Annotated in this window: 16 protein-coding genes; 10 read left to right on the top strand and 6 right to left on the bottom strand. The window is 63.4% G+C overall.

Annotated features, from left to right (window positions below; translation table 11 throughout):
• Nucleotides 1-17 precede the first annotated feature (17 nt).
• On the bottom strand, nucleotides 18-4,325 hold the full coding sequence (gene hrpA, locus EJB06_RS10690; protein ID WP_126074019.1) for an ATP-dependent RNA helicase HrpA: 4,308 nt from the start codon (nucleotides 4,323-4,325) through the stop codon (nucleotides 18-20).
• 53 nt (nucleotides 4,326-4,378) lie between these two features.
• Here hrpA and argA point away from each other — a divergent pair, with 53 nt between their 5' ends.
• Nucleotides 4,379-5,689 (top strand): amino-acid N-acetyltransferase, encoded by a 1,311-nt coding sequence (gene argA, locus EJB06_RS10685; protein ID WP_126074018.1) that lies wholly within the window; start codon nucleotides 4,379-4,381, stop codon nucleotides 5,687-5,689.
• A 35-nt stretch (nucleotides 5,690-5,724) separates the two neighbouring features.
• The gene (locus tag EJB06_RS10680; protein WP_126074017.1) at nucleotides 5,725-5,997 is read left to right on the top strand and encodes an oxidative damage protection protein; all 273 of its coding nucleotides are present in this window, start codon (nucleotides 5,725-5,727) and stop codon (nucleotides 5,995-5,997) included.
• A gap of 794 nt (nucleotides 5,998-6,791) precedes the next feature.
• Here the strand turns inward: EJB06_RS10680 and EJB06_RS10675 are convergent.
• Nucleotides 6,792-7,142 (bottom strand): hypothetical protein, encoded by a 351-nt coding sequence (locus EJB06_RS10675; protein WP_126074016.1) that lies wholly within the window; start codon nucleotides 7,140-7,142, stop codon nucleotides 6,792-6,794.
• A 76-nt stretch (nucleotides 7,143-7,218) separates the two neighbouring features.
• Nucleotides 7,219-7,896 carry a ribose-5-phosphate isomerase RpiA gene (gene rpiA / locus EJB06_RS10670; protein WP_126074015.1) on the bottom strand — a complete coding sequence of 226 codons (678 nt, stop codon included), beginning with the start codon at nucleotides 7,894-7,896 and terminating at the stop codon, nucleotides 7,219-7,221.
• A 198-nt stretch (nucleotides 7,897-8,094) separates the two neighbouring features.
• On the opposite strand from rpiA, the gene EJB06_RS10665 reads away from it, so the two are divergent.
• The 3 genes from EJB06_RS10665 to EJB06_RS10655 are packed head-to-tail and all read left to right on the top strand — an operon-like array spanning nucleotide 8,095 to nucleotide 10,050.
• On the top strand, nucleotides 8,095-8,460 hold the full coding sequence (locus tag EJB06_RS10665) for a response regulator (protein WP_126074014.1): 366 nt from the start codon (nucleotides 8,095-8,097) through the stop codon (nucleotides 8,458-8,460).
• Between the two features lie 2 nt (nucleotides 8,461-8,462).
• On the top strand, nucleotides 8,463-9,083 hold the full coding sequence (locus tag EJB06_RS10660) for a chemotaxis protein CheC (protein ID WP_126074013.1): 621 nt from the start codon (nucleotides 8,463-8,465) through the stop codon (nucleotides 9,081-9,083).
• Nucleotide 9,084: 1 nt separating this feature from the next.
• Nucleotides 9,085-10,050, top strand: a complete 966-nt coding sequence (locus tag EJB06_RS10655; RefSeq protein ID WP_229427016.1) for a sensor domain-containing diguanylate cyclase — start codon at nucleotides 9,085-9,087, stop codon at nucleotides 10,048-10,050.
• A gap of 16 nt (nucleotides 10,051-10,066) precedes the next feature.
• Here the strand turns inward: EJB06_RS10655 and EJB06_RS10650 are convergent, their stop codons facing one another.
• On the bottom strand, nucleotides 10,067-10,534 hold the full coding sequence (locus EJB06_RS10650) for an Lrp/AsnC family transcriptional regulator (RefSeq protein WP_126074012.1): 468 nt from the start codon (nucleotides 10,532-10,534) through the stop codon (nucleotides 10,067-10,069).
• A gap of 128 nt (nucleotides 10,535-10,662) precedes the next feature.
• Here EJB06_RS10650 and EJB06_RS10645 point away from each other — a divergent pair, with 128 nt between their 5' ends.
• The 5 genes from EJB06_RS10645 to EJB06_RS10625 are packed head-to-tail and all read left to right on the top strand — an operon-like array spanning nucleotide 10,663 to nucleotide 14,942.
• Entirely contained in the window at nucleotides 10,663-10,935 is a 273-nt protein-coding gene (locus tag EJB06_RS10645) for a hypothetical protein (protein ID WP_126074011.1), read from the top strand.
• A 58-nt stretch (nucleotides 10,936-10,993) separates the two neighbouring features.
• Nucleotides 10,994-12,202, top strand: coding sequence for an efflux RND transporter periplasmic adaptor subunit (locus EJB06_RS10640; protein WP_126074010.1), 1,209 nt, complete (start codon nucleotides 10,994-10,996; stop codon nucleotides 12,200-12,202).
• A complete protein-coding gene (locus tag EJB06_RS10635; protein ID WP_126074009.1) occupies nucleotides 12,202-12,972 on the top strand; it encodes an ABC transporter ATP-binding protein in 771 nt (256 codons plus the stop codon). Before EJB06_RS10640 ends, EJB06_RS10635 begins: the two co-directional genes overlap by 1 nt.
• Nucleotides 12,969-14,192: an ABC transporter permease gene (locus EJB06_RS10630; RefSeq protein WP_229427015.1), complete on the top strand. Its 1,224-nt coding sequence runs from the start codon at nucleotides 12,969-12,971 to the stop codon at nucleotides 14,190-14,192. The genes EJB06_RS10635 and EJB06_RS10630 overlap by 4 nt, the downstream gene beginning before the upstream one ends.
• A gap of 6 nt (nucleotides 14,193-14,198) precedes the next feature.
• Nucleotides 14,199-14,942 (top strand): hypothetical protein, encoded by a 744-nt coding sequence (locus EJB06_RS10625; RefSeq protein WP_126074008.1) that lies wholly within the window; start codon nucleotides 14,199-14,201, stop codon nucleotides 14,940-14,942.
• Nucleotides 14,943-14,992: 50 nt separating this feature from the next.
• On the opposite strand, the gene EJB06_RS10620 is transcribed toward EJB06_RS10625, so the two are convergent.
• Both EJB06_RS10620 and EJB06_RS10615 read right to left on the bottom strand, forming a co-directional pair.
• A complete protein-coding gene (locus EJB06_RS10620) occupies nucleotides 14,993-15,373 on the bottom strand; it encodes a hypothetical protein (RefSeq protein ID WP_126074007.1) in 381 nt (126 codons plus the stop codon).
• Complete coding sequence (locus EJB06_RS10615) at nucleotides 15,370-17,148, bottom strand: hypothetical protein (protein ID WP_126074006.1); 1,779 nt, start codon at nucleotides 17,146-17,148, stop codon at nucleotides 15,370-15,372. The genes EJB06_RS10620 and EJB06_RS10615 overlap by 4 nt, the downstream gene beginning before the upstream one ends.
• Between the last annotated feature and the right edge of the window lie 8 nt (nucleotides 17,149-17,156).

Genomic DNA, 17,156 nt, shown 5'->3' with positions numbered 1-17,156 from the left:
GCGCGCGCTGGCCTGCATCAGCGCTGCATCGACTCCCACACCTTTTGCAGGCGCTTGGCCGAGACCGGCATCGGCGTGCGCAATTCCTGCGCATACAGCGACACGCGCAGTTCTTCGAGCATCCAGCGGAATTCCACCATTTTCGGATCGGTGTTCTTCCCCGCCAGGCGGTCGCGCGCGGCGCGCATGAAGTGGCTGGCGGACTGGGTCCACTCGGCCATCAGCTTGGCGTCGCGCGCGGGATCGGCGCGCAGTTTTTCGAGCCGCACATTGATCGCCTTCAGATAGCGCGGAAAATGCGCGAGTTGCGCGTAATCGTTGTCGATCAGGAAGCGCTTGTGCACCAGTCCCTGCAACTGCGACTGCATGTCGGCCGCGGCTTGCGCCTGCACGCCCTGCAGCTTTTTAGGCAAGCCATGGAACTCGGTCAGCACCTGCGACACCAGCCGCGCAATCTCGTTCACCAGCAGGGTCAGGCGCGACTTGCCTTCATCCTTGCGCTTGTTGAACGAGGCGGCGTCGGTCGGCAGCGGATCTTGCAGGCAGGCGATATCGATCGCCTTCTGGATGATCTGGTCGCGCAACTCTTCCTGCGAGCCCATCGCCATGAATTGCATGCCCATCTGCTGCAAGCCGGGAATGTTCTTCTCGATAAACTTGATCTGCTCCTTGAACTGCAGCGCGAACAGGCGGCGCAAGCCGATCCGGTGGGTGGCGGCGGCCACGGTCGGGTCGTCGAACACTTCCAGGTCGCAGTGGGTCTGCTTGTCGACCAGCGCCGGAAAGCCGATCAGGGTCAGCTTGCCCTGCACGATTTCCAGCAGCTCCGGCAGTTCGCCGAAAGTCCACGAGGTCAGGCCGGTATGCTGGCTGACCTTGGGCGCGTTCGGCTGCCCGTCCGGCGCCGCAGCCTTCGATGACGCCGCCGGCGCGGCCACAGTGGTGGCCGTTGCCTGCGCCTTGCCCGGCGCCGCCGGAATCGATACCTCCGCCAGCTTCTGGAAGCTCTGGCGCGCCTGTCCGCCGAATTCGGCCTGCAGGGTCGCCAGGTTGCGTCCCATGTCGAGCTGGCGTCCGTGCTCGTCGATCACCTTGAAGTTCATGAAGTGATGCGCCGGCAGCGTTTCGGGCTTGAAGTCGGAGCTCAATACCATCAGGCTCGTTTGCGAACGGATGTCGGCGATGATCGCGTCGATCAGATCGCCGCGCCCGAACTTGCCCGCCTCGTGCACGCGCTCGCAAAAACGCGCCGCGTAATCAGGCAGCGGCACGCAATGGCGGCGCAGCTTTTGCGGCAGCGATTTGAGCAGCAGGTGCACTTTTTCCTTCAACATGCCCGGCACCAGCCAGTCGGCGCGCTCGCGCGGCAGCTGGTTCAGCGCGAACAGCGGCACCGCCAGGGTGACGCCGTCGCGCAGGCTGCCCGGCTCGAAGTGGTAGGTCAGCTGCATCTCGATGCCGGTCACCGACATCGATTTCGGGAACAACTCGGTGGTCACCCCCGCCGCCTCGTGCCGCATCAATTCGTCGCGGTTCAGGAACAGCAGTTTCGGTTCCTTGAAGGTGGCGTCCTTGTGCCACTTCTCGAAGCCGGCGCCGTTGACCACATCCGACGGAATCAGCTTGTCGTAGAAGGCGGCGATCAGGTGGTCGTCCACCAGCACGTCGAGGCGGCGCGACTTGTGTTCGAGGTTTTCGATTTCCTTGACCAGCTTGTGGTTGTGGGCGAAGAACGGCGCACGCGTATCGTAGTCGCCCGCCACCAGCGCGTCGCGAATGAAAATCTCGCGCGCTTCGGCGGGGTTGAACTGGCCGTAGTTGATGCGGCGCTGGCTGTAGATCACCAGCCCGTGCAAGGTCGCGCGTTCGGACGCGGTCACCTGCGCGGCGCGTTTTTCCCAGCGCGGCTCGCCCCACGATTTTTTCAGCAGGTGGCTGCCCACCCGCTCGATCCACTCGGGCGCGATGTTGGCGACGCAGCGCGCGTACAGGCGCGTGGTCTCCACCAGTTCGGCCGCCATGATCCACTTGCCCGGTTTTTTGAGCAGGGAAGACCCCGGCCACACGTGGTACTTGATGCCGCGCGCGCCCAGGTAGCCGGCGCCCGGTTCGTCTTCCGACTTGAAGCCGATATTGCCCAGAAGGCCGGTCAGCAAGGCCGTATGCAGGTTCTCGTAGGTGGCAGGCAGCTCGTTCATGCGCCAGCCCTGCTCCTTGACGATGGTGAGCAGCTGCGAATGCACGTCGCGCCATTCGCGCAGGCGCACCTGCGACAGGAAATTGGTGCGGCAGGTTTCCATCAGCTGGCGGTTGGTTTTCTTGTGCTCGATGGCCGCTTCGAACCACTTCCAGATCTTGATATAGGTAAGGAATTCGGACTTCTCGTCGGCGAACTTCTTGTGCGCCTCGTCGGCCGCCTGCTGGTGCTCCATCGGCCGGTCGCGCGGATCCTGCACCGACAGCGCCGACGCGATGATCAGCATCTCGCTCAGGCAGGCGTTTTCCAGCGCGGCCAGGATCATGCGGCCCACGCGCGGATCGAGCGGCAGCTTGGCCAGCTTGTGGCCGAGCGGAGTCAGGGCGTTCGACTCGTCGACCGCGCCCACTTCCTGCAGCAGCTGGTAGCCGTCGGCGATCGCGCGGCCCTGCGGCGGCTCGATGAACGGGAACGTCTCGACGTCGGTCAGGTGCAGGGACTTCATGCGCAGGATGACGGCCGCCAGCGACGAGCGCAGGATTTCCGGCTCGGTGAACTTGGGGCGCTGCAGGTAATCGGCTTCTTCGTACAGGCGGATGCAGACGCCGTCGGCCACCCGGCCGCAACGGCCGGCGCGCTGGTTGGCGGCCGACTGCGCGATCGGCTCGACCTGCAACTGCTCGACCTTGTTGCGGAAGCTGTAGCGCTTCACGCGCGCCAGGCCGGCGTCGACCACGTAGCGGATGCCGGGCACCGTCAGCGAGGTTTCGGCCACGTTGGTGGCCAGCACGATGCGGCGCGCATTGGTGATCTTGAAGACCTTCTCCTGCTCCTCGACCGACAGGCGGGCGAACAGCGGCAGGATCTCGACATGCGGCGGATGATGCTTGCGCAGGGCCTCGGCGCAATCGCGGATTTCGCGCTCGCCAGGCAGGAACACCAGCACGTCGCCCGAACCGAGGCGGCACAACTCGTCGACGCCATCGACCACCGCGTCCATCAGGTCGCGCTTGTCGCGCGCGGCCTGCGCCTTCGGCACCGGTTTGCCCGCCGCCGGCGACGGCGCCGCGACGGCCACCGGATCGCGGTCGACCGGGCGATAGCGCACTTCCACCTTGTACAGGCGGCCCGATACTTCGATCACCGGCGCCAGCTTGTCGCCCCTGGCGAAATGGCGCGCGAAGCGGTCGGCGTCGATGGTCGCCGAAGTGATGATCACCTTCAGGTCGGGACGGCGCGGCAGCAACTGCTTCAGGTAGCCGAGCAGGAAGTCGATGTTCAGGCTGCGCTCGTGCGCTTCATCGATGATGATGGTGTCGTAGTTCTTCAGCAGCGGGTCGGTCTGGGTCTCGGCCAGCAGGATCCCGTCCGTCATCAGCTTGACCGAGGCACCCGGCTGCAGGGTGTCGGTGAAGCGCACCTTGAAGCCCACGTGCACGCCCAGCGGCGTGCCCAGTTCCTGCGCGATGCGCTTGGCGGTGGACGAGGCGGCGATCCGGCGCGGCTGCGTGTGGCCGATCAGGCCTTTCTGGCCGCGTCCCAGTTCCAGGCAAATCTTGGGCAGTTGGGTGGTCTTGCCGGAACCGGTTTCGCCGGAAACGATGATGACCTGGTTTTCCAGCAGCGCCTTGGCGATTTCCTGGCGCCGTCCGGAGACCGGCAAATCTTCGGGAAAGGTAATCGGCGGCAGCGGCGTGCGCAATACCTCGCGCGGAGCGCGTTCCGCGCCTGCCTGTCCTTCGCGTGGCGGACGCGGGGCACGGGCCGGACGCTCGCCGGCCGGCTGGCCTTCGCGTGGCGCACGTTCGGCCGCTGCCTGTCCTTCGCGTGGCGGACGCGGGGCGCGGGCCGGACGTTCGCCGGCCGGCTGTCCTTCGCGCGGCGTGCGTTCGGCGCCCGCCTGGGCTTCGCGTGGCGGACGCGGGGTGCGCGCAGGACGCTCGCCGGCCGGCTGGCCTTCGCGCGGCGCGCGCGGTCCGGCCGCCTGCCCTTCCCGTGGTGGACGGGGCTGGCGCGGCTGGCCGGATGGAGACCCGCGCGCGGCGGATTGCCCCGCCTCGCTGGCGTTGCGGGGCGTGGCGGCGGGTGGCGACGGCGGCGTGGAAGGCTTGTTACTCTGTTCTGACATTGTTTTTACATGAATTTAGCGCGCAAGTCGCGCAGCGAATTATAATGCGCCAAATGGAAACCCCTAACCAATTCGTCCAATGGCTGCGCTCCGTCGCGCCCTACATCCACGCCTTCCGTGGCAAGACCTTCGTGGTCGCCTTTCCGGGTGAACTCGTCACCGCCGGCGCGCTGCCGGTGCTGGCCCAGGACCTGTCGCTACTGGTGGCGCTCGATATCCGGGTGGTCATCGTGCACGGCTCGCGTCCCCAGGTCGCCGAACAGCTGGCGCTGCGGAACGTGGAAGGCCGTTTTCACAACGGCATCCGCATCACCGACACCGCCGCCCTCGAATGCGCGAAGGAAGCGGCCGGCGAACTGCGCCTCGACATCGAAGCCGCCTTCAGCCAGGGGCTGCCCAACACACCGATGGCCCACGCCGCGATTCGCATCATCTCAGGTAACTTCGTCACCGCGCGCCCGCTTGGCGTGATCGACGGCGTCGACCTCGAACTGACCGGCATGCCGCGCAAGATCGCCGCCGAGACCATCCACGCGATCCTGGCCACCGACAGCCCGGTGCTGCTCTCGCCGCTGGGCTTCTCGCCCACCGGCGAAGCGTTCAACCTGACCATGGAAGACGTGGCCGTATCGGCCGCGATCGCCCTGCACGCCGACAAGCTGGTGTTCATCACCGAAACGCCGATGATGCTCGACGAAGGCGGCGCCGAAATCCGCGAACTGTCCTCGCACCAGGCAGAAGCCGTGCTGCAGGCGGGCTTCTTGCCGGCCGACGCCGCGTTCTACCTGCAGCACGCCATCAAGGCCTGCAACAGCGGCGTGCCGCGCGCCCACATCGTGCCGTTCGAGATGGACGGCTCGGCCCTGCTCGAACTGTTCACCCACGATGGCGTGGGCACCATGATCAGCCACGAAAACCTGGAAAGCCTGCGCCGCGCCACCATCGAAGACGTGGGCGGCATCATCAAGCTGATCGAACCGTTGGAGGCCGACGGCACCCTGGTCAAGCGCGGGCGCGAACTGATCGAACGCGAGATCGACCAGTTCTCCGTGATCGAGCACGATGGCGTGATCTTCGGCTGCGCCGCGCTGTACCCGTTCCCCGAATCGAAAATGGGCGAGATGGCCTGCCTGACGGTCAATCCCGAAGTGCAAGCCCAGGGCGACGGCGAGCGTATTCTCAAGCACATGGAAAACCGCGCGCGCGCGGCCGGCCTCAAGCAGCTGTTCGTGCTGACCACACGCACCTCGCACTGGTTCCAGAAGCGCGGCTTCAAGCCGGCCACCGTGGACGCGCTGCCCAAGGACCGCCAGCATATGTATAACTGGCAGCGCAAATCCCAAGTGCTGATTAAGTCTCTATAATCACGGCTTTCCACTTATCCGCTTGAGGAGTACACATGGCCCGCACCGTGCATTGCGTCAAATTGAACAAGGAAGCCGAAGGACTCGACTTTCCGCCTTACCCGGGCGAGCTGGGCAAGAAAATCTGGGAAACGGTCTCGAAAGAAGCCTGGGCCGCCTGGCTCAAGCACCAGACCATGCTGGTCAACGAAAACCGCCTGAACCTGGCCGACCAGCGCGCGCGCAAATACCTCGCCACGCAGATGGAAAAGCACTTCTTCGGCGATGGCGCCGACGCCGCCCAAGGCTACGTCCCTCCGGCCGACTGATTCCCGCCCTTGTCCACGGCTGTGTCCGTGTCCACCACGGTGCCAGGCACCGAAGTGGACATGCGGACGAGCCCGTGTCCGAATGTCAGACCTGGCACCGAAGTAAAGGCTACGTCCCTCCGGCCGACTGATTCCCGCCCTTGTCCACGGCTGTGTCCGTGTCCACCACGGTGCCAGGCACCGAAGTGGACATGCGGACGAGCCCGTGTCCGAATGTCAGACCTGGCACCGAAGTAAAGGCTACGTCCCTCCGGCCGACTGATTCCCGCCCTTGTCCACGGCTGTGTCCGTGTCCACCACGGTGCCAGGCACCGAAGTGGACATGCGGACGAGCCCGTGTCCGAATGTCAGACCTGGCACCGAAGTAAAGGCTACGTCCCTCCGGCCGACTGATTCCCGCCCTTGTCCACGGCTGTGTCCGTGTCCACCACGGTGCCAGGCACCGAAGTGGACATGCGGACGAGCCCGTGTCCGAATGTCAGACCTGGCACCGAAGTAAAGGCTACGTCCCTCCGGCCGACTGATTCCCGCCCTTGTCCACGGCTGTGTCCGTGTCCACCACGGTGCCAGGCACCGAAGTGGACATGCGGACGAGCCCGTGTCCGAATGTCAGACCTGGCACCGAAGTAGACATTCCGGCTAATTCCCGCCCTTGCCCACGGCTGTGTCCGTGTCCACCACGGTGCCAGCCACCGAAGTGTCCACCACGGTGCCAGCCACCGAAGTGGACATGCGGACGAGCTCGTGTCCGAATGTCAGACCTGGCACCGAAGTGGACACGGACACAGCCGCGCTTAGATGGCCTTGCACTGGCGCAATTCGCACCTGGCTTCGTACACGGTGCGGTTGTCGCATACCATGCGGTAGACTTCGACCGGACCCGGCGGCGTCATCAGGCCGGCACCGACGCCGCCCGTGCAACCGCGCTTCTTGGCCATGTTTTCCACCGTCACCGAGGAAATGCCCGGGCGGAAGGGAACGTGCGCGATCGGCTCGCCCTTGGCGTCGAGCGCCGGTGCCTGCTGCGCCGGCGCCGCAGCCACTCTCACCGGCGCTTTGCGCGCCGCGACATTCTTTTTCCCCACCGACGAACAGCCGCCCAGCACCACCGCCATACACGTCACAGCCACAAGCAATCGCTTCATGTTATCCCCGTCGTTGAACTACTTCTTTTAATTGCATCTTGTATCGATGTGTTGCCGACCCGATGTCTCGGCTCGCTTAAAACGTCAGCGTTTTCACGCCGTCGCTGGTTCCCAGCAGGCACACATCGGCCCCGCGCCGGGCAAACAGGCCGACGGCGATGACGCCGACGATCTGGTTGATCTGTTGTTCCAGTCCCACCGGATCGGTGATCGACAGGCCGGCCACGTCGATGATTTCGCCGCCGTTATCGGTGATGAAGGCTTGCTCGGTGCCCGGCTTGAGGCGCAGGCGCGGCTGGCCGCCGAGGGCCGCCAGGCGCCGCATCACGGCCGCGCGCGCCATCGGCAGCACTTCGACCGGCAGCGCAAACGCGCCCAGGGTCTCGACCAGCTTGGAACCGTCGGCGATGCAGACGAACTGGCGCGACACGGAAGCGACGATTTTCTCGCGCGTCAGGGCCGCCCCGCCACCCTTGATCATGGCGCCGCTGGCGGTGATTTCGTCGGCGCCGTCGATGTAGACGGCGATCTCGTTCACCTCGTTCAGGTCGTACACGGCAATGCCGTGGCCGCGCAGGCGCGCCGCGGTCGCTTCGGACGACGCCACGGTCCCCTTGATGCGGTCCTTGATGGTGGCCAGCTCATCGATAAAGAAATTGGCGGTGGAGCCCGTGCCGACGCCGATGATCTCGCCGTCAACCACATACGCAATCGCGGCGCGCGCCACGGCTTGTTTCAATTCGTCTTGAGTCATGTCAAAAAATAGGGGAGAAAATGGAAGAATGCCCTTATTTTAACGGATCGGCCCCTGGCAATACACCTTTACCGCCCCTTTTTGTTGCCATGTCGCATGAACGTCACCCCCTCGGCGGCACGGCTGGGCCGTTTTACCTATACGGCGTGGGAAACTATGCGAAAATGCCCTGGTGCATAGATTCTCTGGGAAAGTGACATGAACGAAACAAAAACGGTCCTCGTCATCGATGACAGCCGGGTCTCGCGGCTGATGGCCCGCCAATTCATCCTCAGCCGCCAACCGGGCTGGCAGGTGGAAGAGGCCGGCACGGGCGAAGAAGGGATCGAGAAGGTGAAGAATCTCTCGCCCGTCCTGATCCTGATCGATGTCAACATGCCCGGCATGGGTGGCCTGGCCGCCGCCGAGCACCTGCGCGCGGCTTGCCCGGGCGCCCACATTTCCCTGTGCACCGCCAACGTCCAGAATGCCACCCGCAACCGCGCCAACGAGCTGGGCATCGGTTTCCTGGAAAAGCCCATCACCGAAGCGCGCATCCACGCCCTGATCGGCGCCCTGGAGTGACCATGTTCAATCTCAGCGAACTGCAGCACGATGCGCTGGTCGAAATCTTCAATATCGGCGTCGGCCACGCGGCCAAGTCGATGAGCGAGATCGTCAACGAAGAAGTGACGATGTCGGTGCCCTCGATCAGTTTCCTGAACCGTGCGGAAGCCGCTGAGATGCTCGGCAACAAGGAAAGCGCCCGCGTGTGCGGCGTCAGCCAGCATTACGAAGGCGCGTTCCAGACCGAAGCCATTCTCATGTTCCCCGAGGATAAGAGCCTCGACATCGTGCGCCTGATGGTGGGCGAGTCGGTGCCGCTCAAGGAATTGACGGAGATGGAGCAGGAAGCGCTGAGCGAAATCGGTAACATCATCCTCAATTCCTGCGTCGGCACCCTGGCCAATATTTTCGCGCAAGAACTGAGCGGTTCCCTGCCCGAGTACCACGTCGGCACCAGCGAAGAAATCCTGACCGCCACCGGCGGCCACGGCGACACCGTGGTGCTGATGCTGCATATCGACTTCATCCTCGAAAAACACCAGATCCACGGCTATGTGGCCTTCATCCTCGACCTGACCGCGCTGCACGACCTGCAAGACCAGGTCGACCGCTACCTTGCCAAGATCATGGGTCCGGCCTGACATGGCAGTCGCCGCGGCACTTGGCCAGGGCATGCTCGAAAGCGTGCTCGGGGCAATCAATCTCGGTACCATCGTGCTCGACCACGCGCGCCGGGTGGTGGTCTGGAACCGCTGGATGAGCCAGTATTCCGACCTGCCCGCCGAGCGCGTGGTGGGGCAGGATTTCTTCGCGCTGTTCCCCGACCTGAACGGCAAGCGCATCGACAGCGCGGTGCGCCAGGCGCTGCGCGACAATTTCCCCTCGGTCTTGTCGCAAACCTTGCACAAGGCGCCGTTCGAACTGTTCGTCAATCCCGCCGCGCGCGCTGCGGGCGAGCGCATGCAGCAAGCGGTGGCGGTCACGCCGCTGGAAGTGCCGGGGATGGCGCGCCATTGCCTGATCCAGATCAGCGACGTCAGCGTGGCGGTCCACCGCGAACGCCTGCTGCGCGACCAGGCGCTCGAACTGCGCTCGCAAACCTTTTCGGACGGCTTGACCGGGATTGCCAACCGGCGCCATTTCGATGTGGCGATGGAAAAGGAAATGCGCCGCGCCAAGCGCTCGGGCACGCCGCTGTCCCTGCTGATGATCGATATCGATTCCTTCAAGCCCTACAACGACCACTACGGACACCAGCAGGGCGACGATACCCTGATCAAGGTGGCGCACGCGCTGGCCGCCATGCTGCAGCGCCCGGCCGACCTGATCGCGCGCTACGGCGGCGAAGAGTTTGCCGTGATCCTGCCCGAAATGACGGTGGAACACAGCCAGGCGCTGGCCGAAAAGATGCGCGAGCGCATTGCCGGCCTGGGGATTCCGCATGCCAAGTCCGAGCTGACCGGGTATGTGACGGTGAGCATCGGCCTGGCCACGCACGCGCTCGAGCATCCGAGCGATATTGCGGTGCTGCTGGGCGAGGCGGACCGGGCGCTGTACATGGCCAAGGGCGCGGGACGGAACCGGGTGGTGCGCTTCAGTGCGGCTTAGCCACATCCGGGCCGCGCTACGGCTCCGGCGAATGGCTGCGCTTCAACACCCGTAACACAAAGGTCGACCTGCTGTGGCGCAAGCCGGGCAGCTTGTACAGCCTGCGCCTCAAGAACTCTTCATACCCCGCCGTGCCCGCCACCGCCACCTTGATCAGGTAATCGTACTCGCCGGTCAACAGGTAGGCCTCCAGCACCTCCGGCATATCGGCCAGCGCCTGCCCGAAGCGCTCGAAGGTATCGTCGTCGTGCCGGTCCAGCGTGACTTCGATCATCACCGTGTCGGGCACGCCCAGCGCCTGCTGGTTCAGCAGCACCGTATAGCCCTCGATCACCCCGGCCTCCTCCATCTGCCGCACCCGGTTCCAGCATGGCGAGGCCGACAGCCCGATGCGCTCGGCCAGCTGCGTATTGGCGATCCGTCCGTCGCGGCGCAGTTCGCGCAAGATCTTGCGGTCAATCTCGTCAAGTTCGGCAGCATTCATGGCATTTTACCCGTCAAAGGAAGGATTTCGACGATACCACATCTTCGGCAGAAGATTCTTCCGCCAAAGCCCAATTCGCCAGCCACATCGAAAGCCTATTCCGCGCCCCCCGCGCTATTCTTTCAGGCATGAACGATCCCCACCTGCCCCTGCGATTTTCCGTCCCCAAGACGGCCACCCTGGACACCCTCGAAGCCGTGCTGGCCATCGCCCGGCGCGGCGGCCTGCACCTGGCCGCACTCGAACTCGACAGCAGCGCCGCCCACGACACCGTCTTCCTCAAGCTGCGCGCCCTTGAACCCGACCTGCTCGACCTGTTCATGACGCGCCTGCACAACGTCATCGAGATCATCGACATCTGCCCCTTGCCGGAGAAAGTTGCACGTATGCATGTTGCTTAATTAGCATAAATGGCGGACACTACAACGTCGCGCAATCGCGCCCGTCTTATCGAAGCCCATGCCCCTATTCACCCGGAAACGCGTCGCCCTCCTGATTGCCGTGATCGCTGCCGGCACCGCCGGCGCCGCCTGGCTGCAATCGAAAAAACCGCCAACGGTCCCGGAGTCGCGCTACCGCTCGGCGCTGGTCGACAGCGGCACCATCACCCAGACTGTCACGGCGACCGGCACCATCAATCCGGTCGCGCTGATCAATGTCGGCTCGCAAGTGTCGGGCACCGTGGTCGAGCTCAAGGCCGACTTCAACGACCACGTGAAAAAGGGCCAGGTGCTGTTGAAACTCGACCCCACCATCTTCAACGCCCAGATCCGCCAGGTCGAAGCCGGGCTGGCCTCGGCCGAAGCGTCGATGCGCCTGGCGCAGGCGAATTTCGACCGCAACGAGCGGCTGGTGGCCCAGAACTACGTGTCCAGCCTGACCCTGGACCAGGCGCGGCGCGAGCTCGACGTGGCCAAGGCCAACATCAAGCTGTCCCAGGCGCAACTGGCGCGCGCCCAGGCCGACCTCGACAACAGCGTGATCCGCGCCCCGATCGACGGCGTCGTCATCAAGCGCACCATCGACCTGGGCCAGACGGTGGCGGCCTCCTTTACCACGCCGAACCTGTTCCAGATCGCCAAGGACCTGACCAAGATGCAGATCGACACCAGCGTCTCGGAAGCCGACGTCGGCGCACTGAAAGACGGCCAGCCGGCCCACTTCGTGGTCGACGCCTACCCCGACCGCGAATTCGCGGCCAGCATGCGCCAGTTCCGCCTGGCCGCCAACGTGGTGCAGAACGTGGTCACCTATAACGTCGTGCTGGATGTGGAAAACAAGGAAGAATTGCTCAAACCCGGCATGACGGCCCAGGTACGCCTGGTGGTCGGCAACCGTCCCAACGTGCTGCGCATTCCTACCGCCGCCCTGCGTTTCCGCCTCAGCGATGAAGAGCTCGAAAAGGAACAGAAGAAACAGAAGGCCGACGGCAAGCCCGCGCCAGCCGTGCCTGCGCCGGCCGAGGAGGACGACATCGCCTTCCGCAGCAAGAACGAAACGGCGCGCATCTTCAAGGTCTACAAGCTCGACGAGAAGAACGAGGCCAAACCGGTCGACATCAAGATCGGCCTGTCCAACTTCCGCTACACCGAAGTGCTGTCGGGCGAGCTCAAAAAGGGCGATAAAGTCATTACGCGCGCCAACGCCAGCGCCAAGAGCGAGTTCTGATGCCGGCGCCAGCGTCGGCGACGCCCCTGATCGATATCCGCCAGGTCACCAAAAGCTATTTCTCGGGCAGCATGGAAACGCAGGTGCTGTTCGGCATCGACCTGCTGGTGCCGCGCGGCGACTTCCTGGCCGTGATGGGGCAGTCGGGTTCGGGCAAGTCGACCCTGATGAATATTTTCGGCTGCCTGGACCAGGCCACCGGCGGCACCTACCTGCTCGACGGCATCGATACCCTGACCCTGTCGCGCGCCGAACTGGCGACCGTGCGCAACCGGACCATCGGCTTCGTGTTCCAGAGCTTTAACCTGATCAAGCGCATGAGCGTGGCCGAAAACGTGGCCTTGCCGCTGATCTACGCCGGCGTCTCGCGCGCCAAAGCCCATGCCAAGGCCCTGGTCGAGCTGGACCGGGTGGGCCTGGCCGATTACGCCAAGCGCACGCCGAATCAATTGTCCGGCGGCCAGCAGCAACGGGTGGCGATCGCGCGCGCCCTGGTCGGCGATCCGCCGCTGATCCTGGCCGACGAACCGACCGGTAACCTCGACACCCAGACCAGCATCGAGATCATGCGCTCCTTCCAGCAACTCAACGCCGAGCGCGGCATCACCATCCTGCTGGTCACGCACGAGCCCGACATCGCCGCCTACAGCAAGCGCCTGATGCGTCTGAAAGACGGACGCGTGCTGTACGACGGCCCGGCCGCCGAGGGCTTGCGCGAACTGGCGCTGAGCCACGAGCAGCAGGCGCTGGCGCACGGGGAGACGCCATGAATTTCCTCCAGGTCGTGATCGAAGCGTTCCGCTCGATGAGCGCGAACCGCCTGCGCACCGCGCTGACCATGCTCGGCATCATCATCGGCATCACCTCGGTGGTGCTCTTGCTGGCCCTGGGCGACAGCATGCAGCGCTTCATCGGCAAGGAACTCGAAGCGCTGGGCACGAATATGCTGTTCATCTCGCCGGGCGGCAACCGCGCCGCGGCCCAGCGCATGCGCGCCGGCGCCGCGCCCGCCCTGACCCTGGCCGACGCGGCCGCCCTGAATGCCCTGCCCAGCCTGGCGGGGGCCGCACCGGCGCTGCAGGGCGGCTTCAAGCTGGCGGTCGGCAACGAGACCTCGTCGAGCAGCGTCAGCGGCGTCACGCCCGCGATGTTCAAGATCCGCAACTGGAAGATGGAACTGGGCAGCGTGTTCAGCGACGCCGACCTGCGCGCCGCCTCGCGCAGCGTGATCATCGGGCACAAGGTAGCCGACCAGTTCTTCTACAAGATGGACCCGCTGGGCAAATATATCCGCATCGAAAACGTCGCCTTCCAGGTGGTCGGCGTGCTGCACGGCGAGGGCAAGCAGATCGACGGACCCGACCTGTCGGAACTGGTGCTGGTGCCGATCACGGCCGCGCGCGCCCACCTGGTGCGCAACCCCTTTCCCGACAATGTGCATTACGTGGTAGCGCAGGGCAAGTCGGACGGCAACTTGCAGGACGCCATCGAAGACATCAACGAAACCTTGCGCGACCGGCATCACATCAAGTTCGACGAGCCGGACGACTTCCGCATCGACAACCTGGCCTCGTTCGCGGAGACCGCCGGCAAGATCAGCGCCGGCATCGCCGCCCTGCTCGGCCTGATCGGCGCGATTTCGCTGGTGGTGGGCGGCATCGGCATCATGAACATCATGCTGGTGTCGGTGACCGAGCGCACGCGCGAGATCGGCATCCGCATGGCCATCGGCGCCAAGCCGCGCGATGTGCTGCTGCAATTTCTGACCGAGGCGGTGGTAATTTGCCTGGCGGGCGGCGTGGTCGGGATCGCCATCGCCATGGGACTGGCGGCGGCGATCACGGCGAGCGGCAAGTTCGACGTGGTCATCAGCCTGTCGGCGGTGATGGTGGCCTGCGGCTTTTCCAGCCTGGTGGGCGTGTTCTTTGGTTTCTACCCGGCACGGCGCGCCTCGCGCCTGTTGCCGGTCGATTGTTTACGCTACGAATAGACCTTGATGAAATTGACCTTAGTAATGTCCATGCTGCTGGCGGCTGGCGCCGTGACCGCCCAGGAAACCGAGGCGCCGAAGGAAGGCGACACGGCGAAAGAAGTCGAGACGGTGCAGGTCAATGCCCTGCGCGATCCGGATTTCAAGACCTACCGGGCCTTCGTCGGCGGACTCGATGCGTTTGAGGAAAAGCACAAGCTGGCGCCGGCGGCGGCCCTGCGCTTCCTGCTGCGGCCGAGCACGCCGAACGCCGGCATCGAGGGCGTGACGATCCGGATCGCCGGCAACGAGACCAGCCTGGCCGTGCCGCTGGCGGCCGACGGGACCTTTGTGATGCCGCGCAAGCAGGCGGCCCTGGACGACGATGCGGAAATCATCCTCAACCGCAAGAAAGGCAGTTTCCGCTGGCGTCCCGACGTGCGCACGCCCGGCGTGCCGGCCAATGCGCGCCGGCTGGGCGACCTGCGCCTGGAGTGCGAGGTGCGCTGGGCAGTGGAGCGCAAGGAGATGTCGTTTGCGAAACGCACGATGTTCAGCGCGCTCGGCGGGCCGTGCACAAGCAAGCGCGTGCACGTGATGCAACTGGCGCCGCGCGCGATCGCGGGATACCGGATGGTGGCGGGAGAACGCAGCGAAACGGCGCCGGCTGCGGCGCTGCGGGAGGACAAGGTCACGTATGTGGCGCCGCTGTCGGATGCCAGCTGGCCGGACGACGCGCTGGTGGAGTTTGAGTTTAGCGAGACAAAATAACGATTGGCGTGATTACTACAGATTAGGCGACGTGCCTTGTCCGGTCGCGTCTACTCTTCAAAATCGGCGTACATATACTTTACACCATCGATAACAACTTCATCGAGAATCTCCCGGGCTGTACCCGATATCGTCAAGACGAAGCTGGAAAAAAGGTCGTCAAACTCGGCGTCCAAAAGGCCTTCCCGACTTTCATATCTGAGCGGCAGGTCGAAAAAGGAGACAGGCAATGAAATCGTTTCATCGAGCACAGCTCGGCACAAAGGAACAACCGAAGTCCATATCCTGTACGGATCTTTATTCGGATCGACATTTGAGCCGATATAGTCCATTAATTCCTGCGTTTCACGCTTTAGTCGGACTGTATCCACCTCCGCATAGTCCCCTGTCTGCTCATCTACTCTAACAAGCTTTCTTTTAATCAACGTCATGGTAACTTTCCAATCACGGTAGGATCTGTAAAAGCGCTGCGATTCGTAATAAGGGTCTGTATTCCACCACCAGGCTGAATGTAACCGTTCTGGCTTGTAGGGGCAATTTTGGACTCAAACACAGTGACGGCCTTGGTCGCTTTAACCTCTACCACATCAAATCGCAGAGTTTGCTGGCTCTCCAGAGGGATTCCGATACGATCAGAGATCTGGTCGTAACTCATCCCCTTTAATGCGCTTACTTCATCCTTGGTTGCAAAAAATGCTGAATTAGGACCGGGCATGCTCCCCTCAGGAACGATCTTAAATAGCGACTCTCCCGCTGCAAGATCGACTGCCTTTGGCAAGGTCGAGCCGCTAGCCATCAGCTCTCTGGACCTTTTCAGTGCACTATCGGGTGCAACTCCTTGCGAACGATAAGAGGCGACTAATTTACGTCCTTCCTCGGAATGAAGTGGGCTGTCCCGAATCCCGTGCGTGATGTAGCCGTCCGGACCAGAGAATCCATTGGCTGCAGGACGCATTCGTTTTGGCGCAAGCGAAACATACACCCCACCATATGCCGTCGATGCACCTACCGTACCGGGGCCAATTCGTCCTGCAACTGCTGGCACTGTCGCAACGGTCGCTGTGCTGGCGCCACTCCCTACGGCACCAGTGATGGCGGCGCTTCCCGTCGCGGCGGCACGACTGACAGTTCCAATGGAAGGCGCGCCAACTGCCGCGATAACGCTGGAGGCCGGATGAGCAGCGGCCGTAGTGGTACTGACAGCGGCTGAGGCAGCAGCGGCTACGTCCTTAGCCTTCGCCAGATCCAATAATTTTTTGGCTTGTGCGGCACGTAGCGCTTTAACCGGAACACTCAGCAAAGTAAGGAGTTCAAACCCGCCTCGCGTCGTTGCTTCAACGTACTGCCCCTTCTGCCAAGGATTGGTCACCGGCCGCGCCATGGCTGCACCAATCTTCCCAGCATCTTGCGCAATGCTCTCGCCACTGAGATTGCCAAGGCTGATCTCTTCGAGAAGAATTTGACGGTCCACCGCCGCAAGCAACCAGCCCTCTTTCGTGCCGAGGCGGCGTATTAATTTGGGAACGTTCTTGATTCCTTCGTAGCCAAGCTCAACAGTGCCAACGGCAATCTGCTTAATGCCGCCAAGCAAGCCGCGTCTGACTTGAGCATCCCAATCTCCGACCGTTCCAGGCGTTCCTTGAATCTCGGCTATCCAACTATCCAGCACATTGTTTAGTCCACCGAAATTAACAATTTCGTCAAGCGCATCCAGATTCAGGCGCCCTCCAATCAGGGAGTCGCGCATCGCTTTCAATTGAAGAAGTTTTTTACTGACACGTGGCGCGGCGGCTGGTTTAGCCACCGCCGGCGCAACAGTCTTGGTCATGGTCACAATCTGCCCACGCGCACCACCCAAGCCCGTGCTGTCGCAATTGATGCGGCAGGCGCTGTCGTGCCGCGCTACAGGAATCGCGTTGATCTTGACGTTCGAATGGCCCTCCAGTATCTGGAGATAGCCGGAACCCAGCGATGTGCCGGAAATAACATGCGCCCCCGCATTCGCTTGCGTATTCTTGAAAAGATCGCCCACGCGATACACCGGCGTCCCGCGCGCCTTTACATCCGGCGATGCCGCATGCCGGTGATCGAGCCGCGCGAAGCTGTTAAACGCCACCACGCACTTGCCCACCTTGCACAGATCAGGCTCCGTTGCGACAGCCAGCCATCCCTCGGCATGCGCGATATGTCGGGTCTGCCCCATCATCCACCCCG

Origin of the sequence: Massilia atriviolacea, assembly GCF_003953935.1 — a bacterium.
In the GTDB taxonomy this organism is placed as follows: Bacteria; Pseudomonadota; Gammaproteobacteria; order Burkholderiales; family Burkholderiaceae_D; genus Telluria_A; species Telluria_A atriviolacea.
The sequence above is the reverse complement of the archived record's forward strand: the minus strand, read 5'-3'. Positions and strand labels throughout refer to the sequence as shown.

Coding starts and splice junctions, on each gene's coding strand:
- hrpA (WP_126074019.1), bottom strand. CDS start 4,325: ATGTCAGAACAGAGTAACAAGCCTTCCACGCCGCCGTCGCCACCCGCC.
- argA (WP_126074018.1), top strand. CDS start 4,379: ATGGAAACCCCTAACCAATTCGTCCAATGGCTGCGCTCCGTCGCGCCC.
- EJB06_RS10680 (WP_126074017.1), top strand. CDS start 5,725: ATGGCCCGCACCGTGCATTGCGTCAAATTGAACAAGGAAGCCGAAGGA.
- EJB06_RS10675 (WP_126074016.1), bottom strand. CDS start 7,142: ATGAAGCGATTGCTTGTGGCTGTGACGTGTATGGCGGTGGTGCTGGGC.
- rpiA (WP_126074015.1), bottom strand. CDS start 7,896: ATGACTCAAGACGAATTGAAACAAGCCGTGGCGCGCGCCGCGATTGCG.
- EJB06_RS10665 (WP_126074014.1), top strand. CDS start 8,095: ATGAACGAAACAAAAACGGTCCTCGTCATCGATGACAGCCGGGTCTCG.
- EJB06_RS10660 (WP_126074013.1), top strand. CDS start 8,463: ATGTTCAATCTCAGCGAACTGCAGCACGATGCGCTGGTCGAAATCTTC.
- EJB06_RS10655 (WP_229427016.1), top strand. CDS start 9,085: ATGGCAGTCGCCGCGGCACTTGGCCAGGGCATGCTCGAAAGCGTGCTC.
- EJB06_RS10650 (WP_126074012.1), bottom strand. CDS start 10,534: ATGAATGCTGCCGAACTTGACGAGATTGACCGCAAGATCTTGCGCGAA.
- EJB06_RS10645 (WP_126074011.1), top strand. CDS start 10,663: ATGAACGATCCCCACCTGCCCCTGCGATTTTCCGTCCCCAAGACGGCC.
- EJB06_RS10640 (WP_126074010.1), top strand. CDS start 10,994: ATGCCCCTATTCACCCGGAAACGCGTCGCCCTCCTGATTGCCGTGATC.
- EJB06_RS10635 (WP_126074009.1), top strand. CDS start 12,202: ATGCCGGCGCCAGCGTCGGCGACGCCCCTGATCGATATCCGCCAGGTC.
- EJB06_RS10630 (WP_229427015.1), top strand. CDS start 12,969: ATGAATTTCCTCCAGGTCGTGATCGAAGCGTTCCGCTCGATGAGCGCG.
- EJB06_RS10625 (WP_126074008.1), top strand. CDS start 14,199: ATGAAATTGACCTTAGTAATGTCCATGCTGCTGGCGGCTGGCGCCGTG.
- EJB06_RS10620 (WP_126074007.1), bottom strand. CDS start 15,373: ATGACGTTGATTAAAAGAAAGCTTGTTAGAGTAGATGAGCAGACAGGG.
- EJB06_RS10615 (WP_126074006.1), bottom strand. CDS start 17,148: ATGATGGGGCAGACCCGACATATCGCGCATGCCGAGGGATGGCTGGCT.